We start from the raw sequence: 16,008 nt of genomic DNA, 5'->3' as shown, positions 1-16,008 counted from the left end.
GGGAAACGCTTTTGAAGATCAGGATCTTCGCTCTGGCGAAAGAGCTAGGCATCGATAGCAAAGAGCTTATCGATTACTGCAACCAAGCTGGGGTTCCTGCGAAGAACTCCGCCTTGGCCAGTATTTCGCCGGAACAGCGGGATATTGTCGTCAACTTCATCCGGGAAGGGGCGTCTGGCGACGCTAAGCCCGAAGAGGCTTCCGTCGATGCTCCGTTGGAGCCGGTGCGAGCGGAAGTTGTCGATCGAGGCAGCAAGGTTCGCAAGATTGAATCCTCACGGTCTCAATCCGGGCGCTCCCGGTCTGACCAGGGTGGCGTAGGTACGGCGACCGTCGAAGACGATGGTGATCTCGAAGAGACAGTCTCCTCCGACGATTCTTCGGTCGATGAGAGCGAGGTCGGTGATCGCGAACCCTCAGTGGTCGAGACTGTCGCCGAGACGCCCGAAGCGACCGACGAAGTAACCGAAGCTACGGCTGAAACAAAGGCTGAAGACGAAGTGGCACAGGTTGTCGAGCAAGAGCCCGTGGCTGAAGTCAGCGACTCGGCTGAACAAGCGGCAGCGGAAGTTGAATCCGCCGTTGAAGAAGACGCGACATCAGAGGCGGCCGAAGGAGCTGCGACGGAAGTTGAGTCTCCCGCTGGGCAAGCAGAGCCGGTTGCGGATGCCAGCGAGCAAACCGAAGCGGCGTCCACCGAAGAAGAAGATGGCGACAAAGGTAAGTCTGTGGAAGTGGCCGCGGAAGAGAAGACCGACGACAAACCCGAAGCCAAGCCGACACCGCACAAAATGGAGGACTATATCGCTCCATCAGGTGCTTCGTCACGGCCGGTTCGGGATATGGAAATGAAACCGCGCGGGAGCATCAGCGAGTCACGTGCGAAGAAGAAAAAAGAGAAGAAACCCAATCGTCCGAGTGTTCCCTTCGTTGCAGCTCCCCCGCCGGAAGTCAGTACTCCGCAGCCCAAACGAAGCGAGAAAACCGAAGGTCCCGCTCAGAAGCCGGTGATGAAGTTGCCGGGGAATCTGAAAGCTGGCGATGCTCCGTTGCGAGACCAACTCCAACGGCACATGGAAGAGCGTGAACGCGGAGAGCGGACCGATCGGCCGCAGAAAGGTCGTGTCGATCTCAAGCGGCAACGTGGTCGGGAGCAGCAGGAAGAAGAAACCGGTCGTAACAAGTCGCGGCGGAAAGGACGGAATCGCAACGAGCGAGAGGAAGACGTCGCACGGCGACAGTTTTCGAACCGTCGGCGGAAGAAACGTTCCGGCCCGATTACGTTCCGGACCGAAGCCGAAGTCGAACTGCCGATCACGGTGCGAAGTCTGTCCGAAGCCATGGGACGACCCGGCAAGGATCTGATTTCGATCCTGTTCCGCAACGGCACGATGGCCACAATCAACGACTTCTTGGATGAAGAACAAGCCATGGAGTTGGCGTTGGAGTTCAGCGTCGATCTGACCATCAAGCGTGGTCGGGATATCGAAGAAGAACTCAACGCGATGTTGGAGAACGACGAGGAAGATACGAATCTGACCGAACGGCCTCCGGTCGTCACGATTCTTGGTCACGTCGACCACGGGAAAACCAGCCTGCTTGACACGATTCGCTCCGCGAATGTAGCCGCTGGCGAATCCGGTGGTATTACCCAGCATATTGCGTCCTATCAGATCGACTACGAAGGTAAGCCGATTACATTCGTGGATACACCGGGGCACGCGGCGTTTGGGGACATGCGGGCACGTGGTGCCAATGTGACCGACATCATCGTGCTTGTCATCGCGGCGGATGATGGCGTGATGCCGCAAACTGTGGAGTGTATCAGCCACGCGAAGGCGTCTGGTGTGCCGATCATCGTGGCAATGAACAAGATCGACTTGCCCGATACCAACGAGCAAAAAGTCCTGCAAGACCTGACAGCCCACGAGATCCTTCCGGTCGAGTGGGGTGGTGAAGTCGAAGTCGTGCGAACGTCGGCAGCGACGGGGCAGGGAATCGACACACTCTTGGAAACAATTCTGCTCACGGCGGAAATCGAGGAACTGAAAGCCAACGCCGATCGCCCAGCGGTTGGGGTTTGCTTGGAAGCGTTCCGTGATGAAGGTCGGGGTGTGATTGCTTGGTTGATCATCCAAAAAGGGACGCTTTCCATTGGCGATGTCGTCCTTTGTGGTGAAGCGTTCGGTAAAGTCCGGGCCATGTACGACGATCTCGGCAGGGAAATTGAGACGGCTGGGCCGTCGCAACCGGTCAAGATTACCGGGTTGGATGTGGTACCGGGTGCGGGAGATCACTTCTTCGGCATGACCGACCTTGAGGAAGCCAGGACCACTGCCGAAGAGCGTCGTCACTCCGGACGCACGGAAGACTTGGCTGCGACTTCCGGGAAGCCAAAAACACTGGAAGAGTTGCTCAGTGGCGACTCGGGTGTCAAAGACCTCCCGCTTATTCTCAAAGCCGATACGCCGGGTTCATTGGAAGCACTCAAAGGGGAAATCGACAAGTTCGAGCACCCGGAAGTGCGGACCGAACTCATCCACGATGGCGTCGGTGGCGTGAACGAGAGCGATGTCTCGTTGGCCGCTGCGGCAGGTGCCATCATCATCGCGTTCCATGTCGTCCCGGAAGACCGAGCGGCTCAAAACGCCGAACGGCAAGGCGTGGAAATTCGACGATATGAAATCATCTACGAAGTGACCGACCATATCAAACAGGCTCTCGAAGGCTTGTTGGAACCGGAGCGTGTGCAAGAGACGACCGGTCGAGCGATTGTGTTGCAAACCTTCAAAGTCAGCCGTTACGGGATGATCGCCGGTTGCCGGATTCTCAATGGGACCATCGATCGAAACAGCCGTGTGCATGTCATTCGCGACCAAAAAATCCTCGGCGATTACGACTTGGCCTCGCTCAAACGTGAAAAAGACGATGCCAAGGAAGTCCGCGAAGGCATGGAATGCGGGATTCGTCTCAACGGGTTCAACGATGTGAAAGAAGGGGACCTGTTTGAAGCCTTCAAAGTGCGGGAAGTGAAGCGAACTTTGGAACACTCAGCCTCGTAAGTTGTGAATGAATGAGTTTGAGTTGATGAAGTTGTTAAACGCGGAACAGATGCACGCAGCTTGTGTCCGCCATTCGATTCTGGTCATGGTCCAAGTTGCGTCGCGGACGCGTTTTGCGAGGAACCGGTAATGCAGTCGCGGCGTCAAGCGAAAATCGCGAGAGCCATTCAGGAGCAGGTCAGCACGTCGGTGTTGTTCGAACTTCGTGATCCACGAGTGAAGAACGTCACCGTATTGCACGCGGAAGTCGCTCCAGACAACAAGTCGGCTAAAGTTTATGTCTCCATCATGGGAGACGAAAAAGAGCAAGCCTTGTGTTTGCACGGTTTGGAGTCGGCTCGGGGTTATCTGCAAGGTCGGATCGCTGATCGAATCGAAACCCGTTGGACGCCGATCCTGACCTTCGTCAACGACCCCGGTATCAAGAAAAGCGTGGAAACCGCAAAGCATCTCCGGGAACTCTTAGCAGAAACCGAAGACTCGACTTCGACTCCCGATGAAGAATCCACGACCGATCAACCGTCGGATTGAAACAACGTCAACACGTCCCACCTTAGATTTCGATTGCGAGACCGAGTCGGCGAATCGGACCTCAGGAGATAGAACCACTCACCATGGCATCTGCACAGAAGCCGAAAAACTCGGACAAACAAGCCGTTTGCAAGAAACTTGTGACGGCTCTCAAGAAACAATACAAGGGCAGTTCAAGTACTAGTGACTTGCCCGTATTGGAAACACTGGTTTTTGCGGTCTGTTTGGAGGATACCTCCGAAGAGCAGGCGGAGAAAACGTACCAGCGTCTTCACGAAAGTTTTTTCGACCTTAACGAAATCCGCGTGAGTTCGATTTCCGAGTTGGCGGCTGTTTTCGAGGAACTTCCCGACGCGGAACTGCGTGGGATGATGGTGCGAAACCTGCTGCAACATGTGTTCGAGAAACACTACGACTTCGATCTTGAAGATTTGAAGCGGAAAACACTCGAGCAAGCCGTCAAGCAACTCGAGGAAATCCCGAACCTGTCGCCGTTCGTTCGGAATTATGCTCTCCAAACGTGTTTGGGGAGCCATCTCGTTCCGGCGGACCGCTCGACAACGTACGCACTGATTTGGCTGGGTTTGGTGGAAGCCGGTCAGACTCCCGAGGAAGCGGCGGACTCACTAAAACCGGTGATTCGGAAGGCGGAAGGCCCGCAGTTCTGTTCGCTGATTCGAAGTCTTGCGGTGGATCCGAAGTACCGCGAAACCTTCGATCCTGCCGAAACACCACCGCCGGAAGACGGCTACGACCTCATGACGTCACCGAACCGGCTCAAAGATTTGTTTGAGAACGGACCGAAGAAGTCGGCGTCATCGAAATCGACGAGTAAATCGAGTTCGTCGGGAAGTCGCAAGAAGTCCGGATCCCGGTCATCCAGCTCGGGAACAAAGAGTTCCAAGAAAAGCACTGGGAGTCGCAAGACCAGTCGGCAGACGAAGTCCTGATTGGCATGTGGTTCTGATGCTCGGAAGGCTGGCAATTCTCTGTGGCCACTGGACGAAGTTCCCTCGCGGAATGTACCCTATAGGGAGTCCTTGATCGGTTCGGTTTCGGCGAAACCGTTCGAGAGGGGGCATGTCCGATGACGTTCGCGGTTCAATCACTCCCGATTGAATCAAACGTTTCACTTACGCACGGAGAGCGACCGTATGTCGATTGTTTCTGAATCAGTCAATTCCGCAATGCGAGGATTCTTCGGTAGTCTCGTGATGGCGTTCCTGGTCGTGGGAACTTCGTCCGCTGAATTGCGGGCGGCGAACAGTCCGGTCAAACCGGGCAACCCCATGACGACCAAAGAACCAAAAGCCAATACGCGGGGCTTTCAACTCCAGCCTGGTGATGACGAGCTGAAACCGTTGGTGCCAAAGCAAGCTCGCACGGCGGGTGTGCAATCGCGATTGGATGCGATGGCCTGGTTCATGACCGGCGAGTTGCGGGAACGTCGTAACGACTTCACGGGAGCGCTCGATGCCTACAAGAAGGCCGTCGAACTCGACTCCGAGGCGATCGAGATTTATCGGCAGTTGGTTCCGCTTGCGTTTAGCTTGGGGAAGAAAGACGATGCGGTTCGTTACGGTCTGAAAGCCGTGGAACTCGACCCGAATGATTTTCGGTTGCTGCGTCGCTTGGGAATTCATCTTGCGACCGAACGAGATATGGAAACCGCCGTCGAATTACTAGAGAAGGCGGTTCAGTCGAAAACACTCGACAAGAAGTCCGGCCAGTTTGTGACGTTGAACCGCGACTTGGCCGTGATTTACGGCGTACTCGGCGAAACGAAGAAAGCCGCCGATTCGTATTCCGTCGTGTTCGAAGCCCTGACCGATCCCGAAACGTACTCTTTGGATTTCCGTCTGCGACGGGCGTTGGAAGCCGACCCAGCATCGAGTTACGAGCGTTGTGGGCAAGCGTTTCTTGCGGATGAGCGATTGGAACTCGCTGCGAAAGCCTTCGAGAAGGCCGCCGCAAAGTCACCAGGACAGCGGGCGCACTTGGGGTTCGACTTGGCGCGGGTTTACCTTAAAAGTGATGAACCGAAAAAGTCGCTGGAGCAACTTCAGGCATACTTCGATGCCCAGTTGCAATCTAAAGGTCGTGCAGCGTACGAATTGCTCGCGGACATTCTGGAGAAGCTCGATCAGTCTGATGAGTTGACGGAACGCTTGGAGAAACTCGCTGAGAAGGACAACAAGAACCAAACCTTGCAGTTCTTTCTGGCCGAACAATATCTCGAGAAAGATCAACTCGGCAAAGCGGAGAAACTCTATCTCGCTGCATTGGAGCGTGCGAAAAGTGCGGAAGGGTATGCCGGATTGGCGTCGGTTTATCGTCGTCAAAACAAGCCGACCGACTTGTTGCAGGCTCTGACGGAAGCCGTTTCCGCGGGAGCGGTTGAAGATACCGAAATTCTCGCGGATGAGCTGGAAGCGATTGCACGGGATGAGAAACTGTTGAACAAGGTTCTTGCGACGGCCGATCGTCAACTCGCCGATTCGAACTTGGACTTCGCCGGAAGCGTGGTCGCCGGACGTTTGGCGGTTCGCAGCGAGAAAACGGAAGAGGCCGTCAAATTCTTCGAGAACGCGTTGGAGTCCGAACGCGGTCAGTCCAACACGCTTTACAGTGAACTTGGTGAGTACCTGTTCGAGGTTCGGGATTACGAAGCTGCTGCAAAGTGGTTTCAGCGGGCATCGGAAGATCCCATCGTGGCCGGTAGCAAACCGAACTGGTTGTTCCGCCTGTCTCAAGCTCGCGTGCTGACCAACGACACCGACGGGGCTTTGAAAGCCGTCCGGGAAGCCAAAACGCTGCTGCCGAACGTGGCATTGTTGCACTATCAGGAAGCCTGGATCGAGTACTACGCCGAGAACTACGACAAAGCTCTCGAACTCTTCGCCCAATTGGAGAAAGACTTCCCCGCCGATCGGGACACGATCCGCCGGGCTCAGTATATCATCTCCAATATCTACGTTCAGAAAGGTGATATGCGAAAGGGTGAGCAAGTCCTTGAGAAGGTCTACGCGGAAGACCCGGATGATGTCTCCGTCAACAATGACCTCGGTTATCTCTACGCCGACCAAGGCAAGAACTTGGAGCAGGCGAAGAAGATGATCGAAAAAGCCCTGGAAGCCGAACCCGAGAATGGGGCTTATCTCGACAGTATGGGCTGGGTGCTCTACAAACTGGGGCAGCACAAAGAAGCGTTGCCATACTTGGAGAAGGCCGTCGAACAGGAAGACGGCGGAGACGCGACGATTTGGGATCACCTCGGTGATGTCTACGTCGAACTGGGCCAGCCGAAGAAAGCCGTCGATGCGTGGCAGAAGGCTCTCAAAGACGCCAAAGAGGCGGTCAAACCCGACGAAAAATTGATTGGCCGCATCAAGCAGAAACTCGCTGCCGCCAATGCGGAAACCCAAGACAAAACCGAAGAGTAGAAGCCGTCGACGTGTCGGCGCACCCGACCGCGTTCGGTCGGTTTAGACTCACACGAAACCTTGCGTTGAAGTAGATATCGACAGATGGCAGGACATTCCCACTGGGCGAATATCGCCGCGAAGAAAAGTGTTGTCGACAAGAAGCGAGGCAAGCTGTTTGCCAAGCTGAGTCGGAAAATCATCGTGGCCGCTCGACAGGGCGGTGGCGATCCGGTGATGAATTTGGCGCTCCGGTACGCGATCGACAAAGCTCGCAAAGCGAGTATGCCCAACGACAACATCGAACGAGCCGTCAAGAAGGGCACGGGCGATCTCGATGGCGAGAATTACGAAGAAGTCATCTACGAAGGTTACGGACCGGACGGTGTCGCGGTGATGTGTGAAATCCTTACCGACAAACGCAACCGCACCGCCGCGGAGATTCGGAAGATCTTCGAGAACCACAATGGCAACCTGGGTAGCACAAACTGCGTGGCGTATATGTTCGAACGCAAAGGGCTGTGCATCATTCCGGAGGAGCAAACCAGCGAGGAAGCTCTTTTTGAGATCGTCCTCGAAGCAGGTGCGGACGACGTGAAGCACGAGGGCGATGCCTTTGAAGTCACCTGCCCACCGGAAGCGTTCGCCGACGTCACCACTGCACTCGAAGAACACAATCTCACGCCGAGCTATTCGGAAGTTACACAAATCGCCCAGAACACAGTCGAACTTGACGCCGATGCCGGTCGCCGCGTGTTGAAGTTCATCGACGACTTGGAAGATAACGACGACGTGCAAAACGTCATCGCCAACTTCAACATGCCTGATGAACTCATGGAAGAAGTCGCGGAAGGCTGACGTCGAACGATGCGTTGGAATGTCGTCGGCGGAATCGGTCTGGCTATACTGGGCTTCATCATCACACTGGGTGGGCTATTTGCTCTCGGTGCGATGACCTACTACAACGTTCGGCATGGTCCGATTGCACCGTCTATTGGTGAACCAGGTGCATTAGATCACGTTGCGTTGACGACAGACAATGTCATACGGTTCGCTGGCATGCTATTGAGTGGCGTTGCCATGTTACTGTGTTCTTGGTTTGTTTACAGAAAGAGTCGGCGGGCTGCGATTGTTTCATTCGTGGCTTGGTTGGCCTTGGGCGGTTTGGTCGCGGCCCTTCAACCACCCAATTGAGGAAATACGGCCGCACGGAACCTCACCGATAAAATCTGCGGTTCTCAATACATCGACTTGACGAATGCACACGTTGGCTCAACAATGTCATGTTAACGTGAACATTTGATATTTCTCAAGGCGGTGTTGTGGATGAATGGATTGGTGGCGGGGAGTCGTGGGCGGATTGGGCAGCAGGCGTTTCGATCGAAGGGAGTACCGATGGCACGGGACGCGATCATTCAAAATGATGATTTCGGTGGCGGGGAAGTGCCGCCGAGTCCGGGGATGTTCAATCCGGACGATGCGCAATACGACGAAACGCTGCGACCGACACGACTGAAGGATGTCGTTGGTCAACGACGGGTCGTCGAGCGGTTGCAGATCGTGCTCGATGCCACGAAGAAACGGGCTGAACCGTTGGGGCACTTGCTTCTCGATGGCCCACCGGGAATCGGAAAGACGACGCTGGCGACCGTCATTCCCAAAGAGCTGGGCACGGAAATCCAAATCACCTCGGGACCGGCTCTGACTGCCCCACGGGATTTGTTGCCGTACTTGACGAATGCGGGGCGGGGGAGTGTGTTGTTCATCGACGAAATTCACCGGCTGCCGGCGGCGGTCGAGGAATTTATCTATCCGGCGATGGAGGATTTTCGCGTCGATATTGCCCTCGGTGAAGGTCTCAACGCCCGTACGATCAGCATGGACTTGCAGCGGTTCACCGTCATCGGGGCCACCACACGCAGTGGGATGCTGACCGGGCCTTTGCGAGATCGGTTCGTTACGCGGGAGCATTTGGAGTTCTACGACGATGATGAGCTTGAAACCATCGTCACTCGAAATGCCAACAAACTGCGGAACGAGATCACTCCGGAAGCGGCGAAGGAAATTGCTCGTCGGAGTCGAGGCACACCACGGAAGGCGAACAACTTACTCCGTTGGGCACGCGATTACGCCGACAGCAAATCCGATGGCCGAATCACCACGGAGTTGACGAACGACGCTCTGACGATGTTGGAGGTCGATCATCTCGGCTTGGAACGACAGGACCGACGGTATCTCGAAACGCTGATGGGGGTGTTCACCGGCGGACCGGCGGGCATCAATGCCATCGCTCACACGATGCACGTCGCACCAGACACGCTCGAAGACGAAGTCGAACCGTTCCTGCTGCGGTGTGGACTTATCCAACGCACACCCCGCGGCCGCATGGTGACGGCGGCCGCCTACGACCACCTCAAACGCACCCCGCCTGCAAGCGGCAACACTCCGCCGGGGGAATCGTTTTAGGGGTGGTGCACGGTCATCTTGGGAGTTCGTCCGATGGATTTGGAACGATTGTGTGCGCAGGCCTATATTCTGCAGACCATTGGCGAATTGGATGAGAAAACGTCGAAACAGTTGATGGCGAAACTCACGGACGCTGGTGCCCCGTACGAATCGGTTGAAGAAGCGTTGAGATCATTCGAGCGGGAAGAATCCGTGCGTAGCGATGTGGTGGAGTGGATTCACGAGTCGTGGGAACAAGCATCCGGTCAAAAACCAACGGTGTTCGCCAAGGGCATTCTTGACGACTTCATGGAAGCCATCGGATAGTTGAAGGGCACCGCGAATTCGCAGTGCCCTTCAACTTCAATCGGTTTCGTCGAACCTCACTCGCCGTAGAAGCGGGTGAGTTCTTCGACGGTCAGCGGTTCGGGGATGGAGTCGCTGACGAGTTGGGCTCGGATGCGTTGATAACCATCCTTCTGGCCTTTCACACCGACACGGAAGGTGACCGTCTTGCCGGGAGCGAGTGTCGGAAGCGGTTGGAACCGGACGACATCAGACGCCTTGGAGGCTTGCGTTGGTCCGTCGGTGTTGGTGAGTTGCACGCCGTTCGGGAGTTGGCAGGCGAGCATCACATTCGCGGCGGCTTTGGTGCCTTCGTTGCGAATAACCACTTCGTAATAGGTGTCGGCTCCGACTTCGACCGGGTCGTATTGGTCGCTCACTTCGAGAACCAAGGCGGCGACGCCATCCACTTTCGTTTGGAACTTGCTTTGGGCTCGTGTGCCTTGATCGGTCAACGCGGAGACGAGGTGTTCTTGTTCGCCCAATGCCGATGCTTTGAGTGTGGTGGTGACGGTCGCGGTTTGTCCGGCACCAAGTTGGCCGATGAACCAACCAATGCTGCGACTGCTTGCATCGTACTTTCCACCGTTCTCCGCGTTGACGAATTCAAACCCGGCGGGCAGTTTGTGCAGAACACGGACGTTGTTGGAAACGGCAGTGCCGTCGTTGGTCACTTGAATTCGGTAAACCGCATCTCGGCCTTTGTATCGAAGCCCCGGACCGTTCATGGCGATTTTTACACTCGGTGAGATCACGCGGACGGAGCTTTGCGTCACTTTGCGAAGATACGTTTCCCCACCATTGGACTGTCGTGCTTCGGCAATCACTTGGACCGAGTGCTCTCCGCCTTTGATCGCCGCCAGTGCCAAACGAACTTGTCGAGTTTCGCCAGGATTCAACGAACCGATATTCATTTCCAACTGTTTGCCGGCGGGGTGTTCCAGACCGGGCGGGATCAGGGCTTTGATGTCCACGTTCTGAGCGATGCCGGTTCCGGGGTTTGTCACGGCGATGATTTGCGACGCCGGATCGCCCAGTTGAACTTCACTCGGGCCGGTCAATGCCACTTCCAAGAGAGGTTCAGCGACGTTCATCGTTGTGGCCACGCCGCTTGTGTAGCGGACGAAAGCCGAGGCAGCGAGTTCGCCCCGTTTCGTGGGAACGAAGCGGATGTCAATTTTGCGGACGTCTCCCGGTTGCAGTGAACCGAGCATCCAAACCAGATTCGACGGCTTGACAACCGGAGCCGGGGAGGTTTCTTTGAGGAACCGCACGCTGTCAGCGAAGTAACCTTGCACGGTCACGTCGTGAGCCGGGTGTTGTCCGTTGTTCTGAACCATCAATTCCATGTGGCACGCTTGCCCGACGTTGATTTCCGAAACTTTCTTCCATTTCAGCATCACTGCGGAAGACGCTGCTCCTGAATCGGGTTTCGCGGCGTATCCGGGTTGGATCGAGAACTCCGGAAAGGTTGTGTTCGTCGAGGCGGAAACCGGTGCGTTTGCAGGGAAGTTTGGCTGAGGCACCGGTTCCGGGAAATCCGGTTTCTTGGCGGCAAAGTCGATGGGCGTGGTGTTGGCCTCGGGAATCGGTTGCAGCGTCGTCTGTGGAGTCGGTGCAGCCGTTCGCGGCTTGCTGTTTCCGAAGGTGAGAGTCCCTCGCGGTTGGGGCAGTGCCGGTGTGCGATCGACGGGTTTTTGAGGTGGTGTCGCGGGAAAGGCGGCGAAAGGATTCTCGACTTCTTCTGAGGGGCTGCTCACCGGGAGAGCTTGATTTTGCGGAACGGTGATTCCCGGTCCCGTGGCCGGTGCGAACGGGTTGCTGACGGGAATCTCGCTCGCGGGTTCGGCAGCGGATGCCCAAGAGAAGGCGGTGGCGACAAGACACGCAACCGCAGTTGTCAAACCGAGTCCAATCCAAGTTGCACGTTGCATTCCGGAATCCCTTCCTTGTTCAATGAGACCGTTCTAGGAGCGAACGATGTTGAAAATCTCGATCCGGCGTCCGATCCTTCGGATGCGAAGCGACTCGGTCTGTCGTCATTCATCGGCTAGGAATTCACGTCCACTTGAGCGATTTGGGAAAATTGTGCCGATTTTTGGGATTTATTCGACAAAATTCTCGACCGACGACAGGTTTTGCCTGAAGAGTTCGCATCCCAAGTCTTTCGGAAAAAGAACTAGTTAACTTTTGTGGTCCTGTTGTGCGGGGTGATCGAGGCAAATTGAGGGGAATCGGTAATGATGTCGATGCTTCTGAAGAGGTCTTGATCCTTCTAACACGCCAAGCGGGAGCCGCGATGAGGCGACGCAAACGACCACCCAAGGATTCCGTGTTCTCGACGGAGACAAAACCATCGGGAAAATCGTATCTGGCGGGCTTCCTGCACTATCTGGAGGCCGAATGTGGCTTGGCTCAGAACACGCGTCGAGCGTACGCCACGGATTTGGATCAATTTTTCGTCTGGTTTGAAGCTCGGGGGTCGCTTTCGCTTCATGACGTCAATTTGCCGCTGCTGACCGAATGGTTGGAACATCTCCGCGAACGGGATTTGAAGACCACCTCGATTGCTCGGCATTTGGTTTCGCTGAAAATGTTCTTCCGCTACTTAGTCTTGGAAGGTGTGCTACTCGAGAATTCTGTGGAGCTACTGAGTTCCCCAAAACTTTGGCAGTATTTGCCGAAGGTGCTCAGCCCGGCGAAGGTCGATGCATTGCTTGCGGCTCCGCAGAATTGTGATCAATACCCGTTGCGTGATCGGGCGTTGTTATCCCTTCTCTACGCAACCGGTTGCCGAGCGAGTGAGATTTCCAACATGAAACTCACGGCGTTGCATCTGGACGAGCATTTCTGCCGCTGCATTGGGAAGGGGGATAAAGAACGATTGGTGTCGTTGAATCCCGTTGCGGAAGCAGCGTTGCGGACATACTTGACGCACGAACGCCCCGATTTGGCCAATCGAGCGGCACGTGAACCGGAATGGCTACTACTCACACGCAGCGGACGCCGTCTCACGCGGTTGCGGATTTGGCATCTCGTCAAGAAATACGCCGCCCGCATCGGGTGTAGTGAGGATGTCAGCCCGCACACACTCCGGCATAGCTTCGCGACGCACATGCTCGCAGGCGGCGCGGAAATTCGAGCCCTCCAAGAAATCCTCGGCCACGCCAGCATCGCCACGACGCAAAAGTATACGCACGTTGACCACAGCCGATTGAAGACGATTCATCAGAAGTTTCACCCGCGTGGGTGAAGGTGCTCAGTTGGCCGAGTCAAAGACGACTTTCACCGGGTATTTGACCACCCGCGACTGTGAACCCATCTGACGAACGTCGCCGCTGCAAGCACTCAATGCGGCTACAATGTGTTGATACTGCAAATCGACATCGGCTCGAAGTATGACCGTTTGCTCGGCATCCCACATCTTGGATTTATTGATTGGAAAGAGTTTTGCATTTCGGTCCGCAACCGTTCGATTCCTGCCTTATCCGCCCCAAGCGAACGCCTCGCTAAACGAACATCAGTCAACGACCCGTTCGACGACGACTCCAACCGAACGTTAATCGGCAAGTTCGTGGGAAAAGTTGGAGGACTTGCGATCGTTGGCCCCGCCTCGACGGTCAACTTCCCTTCTGGCTCGACGATCTTCAATGTCAGCATGAAGAACACCAGCAGAAGAAAGACGACGTCAATCAGTGCAGTGAAGGGGCGTTGATCGGCTTCAGATTGTCGATTGTGACATCGCATGAGGGAATCCTCTGGGGTGACGGGCACGGGGATGAACTTCAGTATGCCACTTTGCCGACCGAATTCCCACGAAAATCAGACCATGTCCACGCTTGCCCTCCTATACCCTCACAACTTCCCGCCGTTACTCTTGCGTTCCCCGCTCTTCCGCCTATACTGAGTGGCTTCTCGATTGTTTGAATGCGTTTGTTCACTCTTGTTTGAAGTGGTTGGCGTCATGAGCCAAAAATGTGATGTCTGCGGCAAAGCTGCGAAAGTCGGAAACACCGTTTCGCAACGTGGTAAGCCGAAATACCTCGGCGGGAACGGTCGGAAAACCACCGGCATTTCGCGTCGTAAGTTCAAGCCAAACTTGCAGAAAGTGCGAGTACAGCTCAAGGACGGCGCAAAAACTCAAAAGGTTTGTGTGCAGTGCATTCGTAGTGGTCGCGTGCAGAAAGCCGTCAAGCGAGAAGCCTTCACGCTTCCAGAAGTTGCTAGCAAGTAACGGCTGTCATGTCGACTCCCAAACCGCTCAGTGCCGACGATGTTCGCAAAGTGGCCGTCTTGGCTCGGTTGAAGTTGTCCGATTCGCAGATCGAACGCTTTACCGAGCAACTTGGCGACGTGTTGCAGTACGTCCGGTTGCTGGATGAAGTTGATATCGAAGGCGTCGAACCGATGGCCCATGCCGTCGAAGTGACGAACGTCTTGCGAGACGATGTCCCCACGCCCTCGCTCAATCGAGAAGCCGCTCTGCAAAATGCCCCGCAGACTGACGGCAAAACGTTCCGGGTCCCGGCGGTGTTCGGTGGCGAATGACCGTCGGCTCATTGTTCCGATGTTCCTCGAAGTTGCCCCGCCATGTCCCTGACTGACTCCACCGTTTGCGAACTTCTCGATTTGCTCTCGCGTGGCGATGCGTCAGCGGTTGAGATCAACACCGCCTATTTGGACCGAATCACAAGTGACGACGAACGTATCGGGGCGTTTTTGCACGTCGATCGTGAGCAAGTCCTCGAACGTGCCGAGAGTATCGATCAGCGTCGCAAGTCCGGCGAATCGCTTGGTCCACTCGCTGGTTTGCCGGTGGCGGTGAAAGACTTGCTCTGCATCCGCGATCAGCCGACGACCTGTGCCAGCCGAATGCTGGAGAATTTCCGACCGCCCTACGATGCCCACGTTGTCGAGCAACTTCTCGCGGCGGATGCGGTTTTGATCGGGAAGACGAACCTCGATGAATTCGCGATGGGGTCTTCGAACGAGAACTCCGCATTCAAAACGGTGAAGAATCCGTGCGATGAAACCCGAGCAGCGGGCGGCTCCAGCGGGGGAAGTGCGGCGGCGGTGGCGGCGAAATTCGCACCGGTTTCGATCGGAACCGACACCGGCGGCAGCATTCGACAACCGGCGGCGTTCTGCGGTGTCGTCGGCATGAAACCCACTTACGGCCGCGTTTCCCGATACGGTTTGATCGCGTTTGCAAGTTCGCTTGACCAAATTGGTCCGCTCGCGAATGACGTCAAAGGGGCCGCACGATTGTTGGAAGTGATCGCCGGTCACGATGGGCGAGATTCGACATCGATCGATCAAGAGGTTCCATCCTATAGTGAAACCGTCGATCAACCGCTGAAGGGTTTGAAGGTCGGTTTTGCACCGGAGCACTTTTCCGAAGGTCTGTCGGCGGAAGTTGAGCAAGCTGTCCAGTCGGCACTCGATGTCTACCGCTCACTCGGTGCCGAAGTCAAAGAGATCCACCTGCCGCACCAGAAATACACGGTCGCCACGTATTATCTGATCGCTCCGTCCGAAGCGTCTTCGAACCTCGCTCGTTACGATGGTGTGCATTACGGCTATCGAGCCGAGAAGTTCGACGACATGATCGACATGTACGCCGCCAGCCGTGGCGAAGCGTTTGGCGATGAAGTCAAACGGCGAATCATGCTCGGCACGTATTCATTGTCGGCGGGGTATGCTGATCAGTACTACAACAAAGCGTTGAAGGTGCGGCGACTCATCCGGCAGGACTACGACAACGCCTTTGCGGAAGTCGACGTCATCGCCGGTCCCGTCACACCGACACCCGCGTTCAAGTTGGGTGCGTTGGTGGACGATCCGCTGCAAATGTATCTCTCCGACATCTACACCATCGGCGCGAACCTTGCGGGGATTCCGGGCATTTCGCTCCCCTGCGGTTTCACGGAGTCGGAAGGATCAAAACTGCCCATTGGTTTGCAACTCCTTGCGCCACCATTCGAAGAAGACCGACTCCTGCGAGCTGCCCGTATGTACGAACGCGAAACCGCATCGTCAAGTGTCTCGTGATTTTGCAGATTTGGCCGGTTAGGGTTTGGCCAAGGCTACGCAAAATCAAAACTCTATCTAACACTCAGAAGTCTGAGAATCGGATAGACCAAGGCGAGGCCGACGGAGAACAGCAAACTCCACAAAAGGATTGTTGCATTTGGTCCACATCT

14 protein-coding genes are annotated in these 16,008 nt (G+C 55.7%); 12 read left to right on the top strand and 2 right to left on the bottom strand.

Going from position 1 to position 16,008, the window contains the following annotated elements; all coding sequences use genetic code 11:
• Positions 1 to 11 precede the first annotated feature (11 nt).
• From infB to G6R38_RS17680, 8 genes are all read left to right on the top strand, one after another.
• The gene (gene infB, locus G6R38_RS17715) at positions 12 to 3,062 is read left to right on the top strand and encodes a translation initiation factor IF-2 (RefSeq protein ID WP_166828928.1); all 3,051 of its coding nucleotides are present in this window, start codon (positions 12 to 14) and stop codon (positions 3,060 to 3,062) included.
• A gap of 129 nt (positions 3,063 to 3,191) precedes the next feature.
• On the top strand, positions 3,192 to 3,593 hold the full coding sequence (gene rbfA / locus G6R38_RS17710; RefSeq protein ID WP_166828925.1) for a 30S ribosome-binding factor RbfA: 402 nt from the start codon (positions 3,192 to 3,194) through the stop codon (positions 3,591 to 3,593).
• A gap of 83 nt (positions 3,594 to 3,676) precedes the next feature.
• Positions 3,677 to 4,543: an HhH-GDP family DNA glycosylase gene (locus tag G6R38_RS17705; protein ID WP_166828922.1), complete on the top strand. Its 867-nt coding sequence runs from the start codon at positions 3,677 to 3,679 to the stop codon at positions 4,541 to 4,543.
• Between the two features lie 204 nt (positions 4,544 to 4,747).
• Entirely contained in the window at positions 4,748 to 7,036 is a 2,289-nt protein-coding gene (locus G6R38_RS17700) for a tetratricopeptide repeat protein (RefSeq protein ID WP_166828918.1), read from the top strand.
• Between the two features lie 84 nt (positions 7,037 to 7,120).
• The gene (locus G6R38_RS17695) at positions 7,121 to 7,873 is read left to right on the top strand and encodes a YebC/PmpR family DNA-binding transcriptional regulator (RefSeq protein WP_166828913.1); all 753 of its coding nucleotides are present in this window, start codon (positions 7,121 to 7,123) and stop codon (positions 7,871 to 7,873) included.
• A gap of 9 nt (positions 7,874 to 7,882) precedes the next feature.
• Complete coding sequence (locus G6R38_RS17690; RefSeq protein ID WP_166828909.1) at positions 7,883 to 8,209, top strand: hypothetical protein; 327 nt, start codon at positions 7,883 to 7,885, stop codon at positions 8,207 to 8,209.
• A 201-nt stretch (positions 8,210 to 8,410) separates the two neighbouring features.
• Positions 8,411 to 9,481, top strand: coding sequence for a Holliday junction branch migration DNA helicase RuvB (gene ruvB / locus G6R38_RS17685; RefSeq protein WP_166829167.1), 1,071 nt, complete (start codon positions 8,411 to 8,413; stop codon positions 9,479 to 9,481).
• Positions 9,482 to 9,514: 33 nt separating this feature from the next.
• Positions 9,515 to 9,787: a hypothetical protein gene (locus G6R38_RS17680; RefSeq protein ID WP_166828905.1), complete on the top strand. Its 273-nt coding sequence runs from the start codon at positions 9,515 to 9,517 to the stop codon at positions 9,785 to 9,787.
• 56 nt (positions 9,788 to 9,843) lie between these two features.
• Here G6R38_RS17680 and G6R38_RS17675 read toward each other — a convergent pair whose 3' ends face one another.
• On the bottom strand, positions 9,844 to 11,739 hold the full coding sequence (locus G6R38_RS17675; RefSeq protein ID WP_166828899.1) for a DUF11 domain-containing protein: 1,896 nt from the start codon (positions 11,737 to 11,739) through the stop codon (positions 9,844 to 9,846).
• 365 nt (positions 11,740 to 12,104) lie between these two features.
• On the opposite strand from G6R38_RS17675, the gene xerD reads away from it, so the two are divergent.
• On the top strand, positions 12,105 to 13,058 hold the full coding sequence (xerD, locus tag G6R38_RS17670) for a site-specific tyrosine recombinase XerD (RefSeq protein ID WP_166828892.1): 954 nt from the start codon (positions 12,105 to 12,107) through the stop codon (positions 13,056 to 13,058).
• Positions 13,059 to 13,162: 104 nt separating this feature from the next.
• Here the strand turns inward: xerD and G6R38_RS28465 are convergent, their stop codons facing one another.
• Positions 13,163 to 13,552, bottom strand: a complete 390-nt coding sequence (locus tag G6R38_RS28465) for an ExbD/TolR family protein (RefSeq protein WP_166828887.1) — start codon at positions 13,550 to 13,552, stop codon at positions 13,163 to 13,165.
• A gap of 217 nt (positions 13,553 to 13,769) precedes the next feature.
• On the opposite strand from G6R38_RS28465, the gene rpmB reads away from it, so the two are divergent.
• From rpmB to gatA, 3 genes are read left to right on the top strand one after another with little or no spacing between them, the layout of a single operon-like run.
• Positions 13,770 to 14,039 (top strand): 50S ribosomal protein L28, encoded by a 270-nt coding sequence (rpmB, locus tag G6R38_RS17660; RefSeq protein WP_166828882.1) that lies wholly within the window; start codon positions 13,770 to 13,772, stop codon positions 14,037 to 14,039.
• Positions 14,040 to 14,047: 8 nt separating this feature from the next.
• Positions 14,048 to 14,353 (top strand): Asp-tRNA(Asn)/Glu-tRNA(Gln) amidotransferase subunit GatC, encoded by a 306-nt coding sequence (gene gatC / locus G6R38_RS17655; RefSeq protein ID WP_166828878.1) that lies wholly within the window; start codon positions 14,048 to 14,050, stop codon positions 14,351 to 14,353.
• A gap of 42 nt (positions 14,354 to 14,395) precedes the next feature.
• Positions 14,396 to 15,856 (top strand): Asp-tRNA(Asn)/Glu-tRNA(Gln) amidotransferase subunit GatA, encoded by a 1,461-nt coding sequence (gene gatA, locus G6R38_RS17650; RefSeq protein ID WP_166828873.1) that lies wholly within the window; start codon positions 14,396 to 14,398, stop codon positions 15,854 to 15,856.
• The last annotated feature ends 152 nt before the right edge of the window (positions 15,857 to 16,008 follow it).

It is taken from the genome of Thalassoroseus pseudoceratinae (assembly GCF_011634775.1).
Taxonomy (GTDB): Bacteria; Planctomycetota; Planctomycetia; order Planctomycetales; family Planctomycetaceae; genus Thalassoroseus; species Thalassoroseus pseudoceratinae.
The sequence above is the reverse complement of the archived record's forward strand: the minus strand, read 5'-3'. Positions and strand labels throughout refer to the sequence as shown.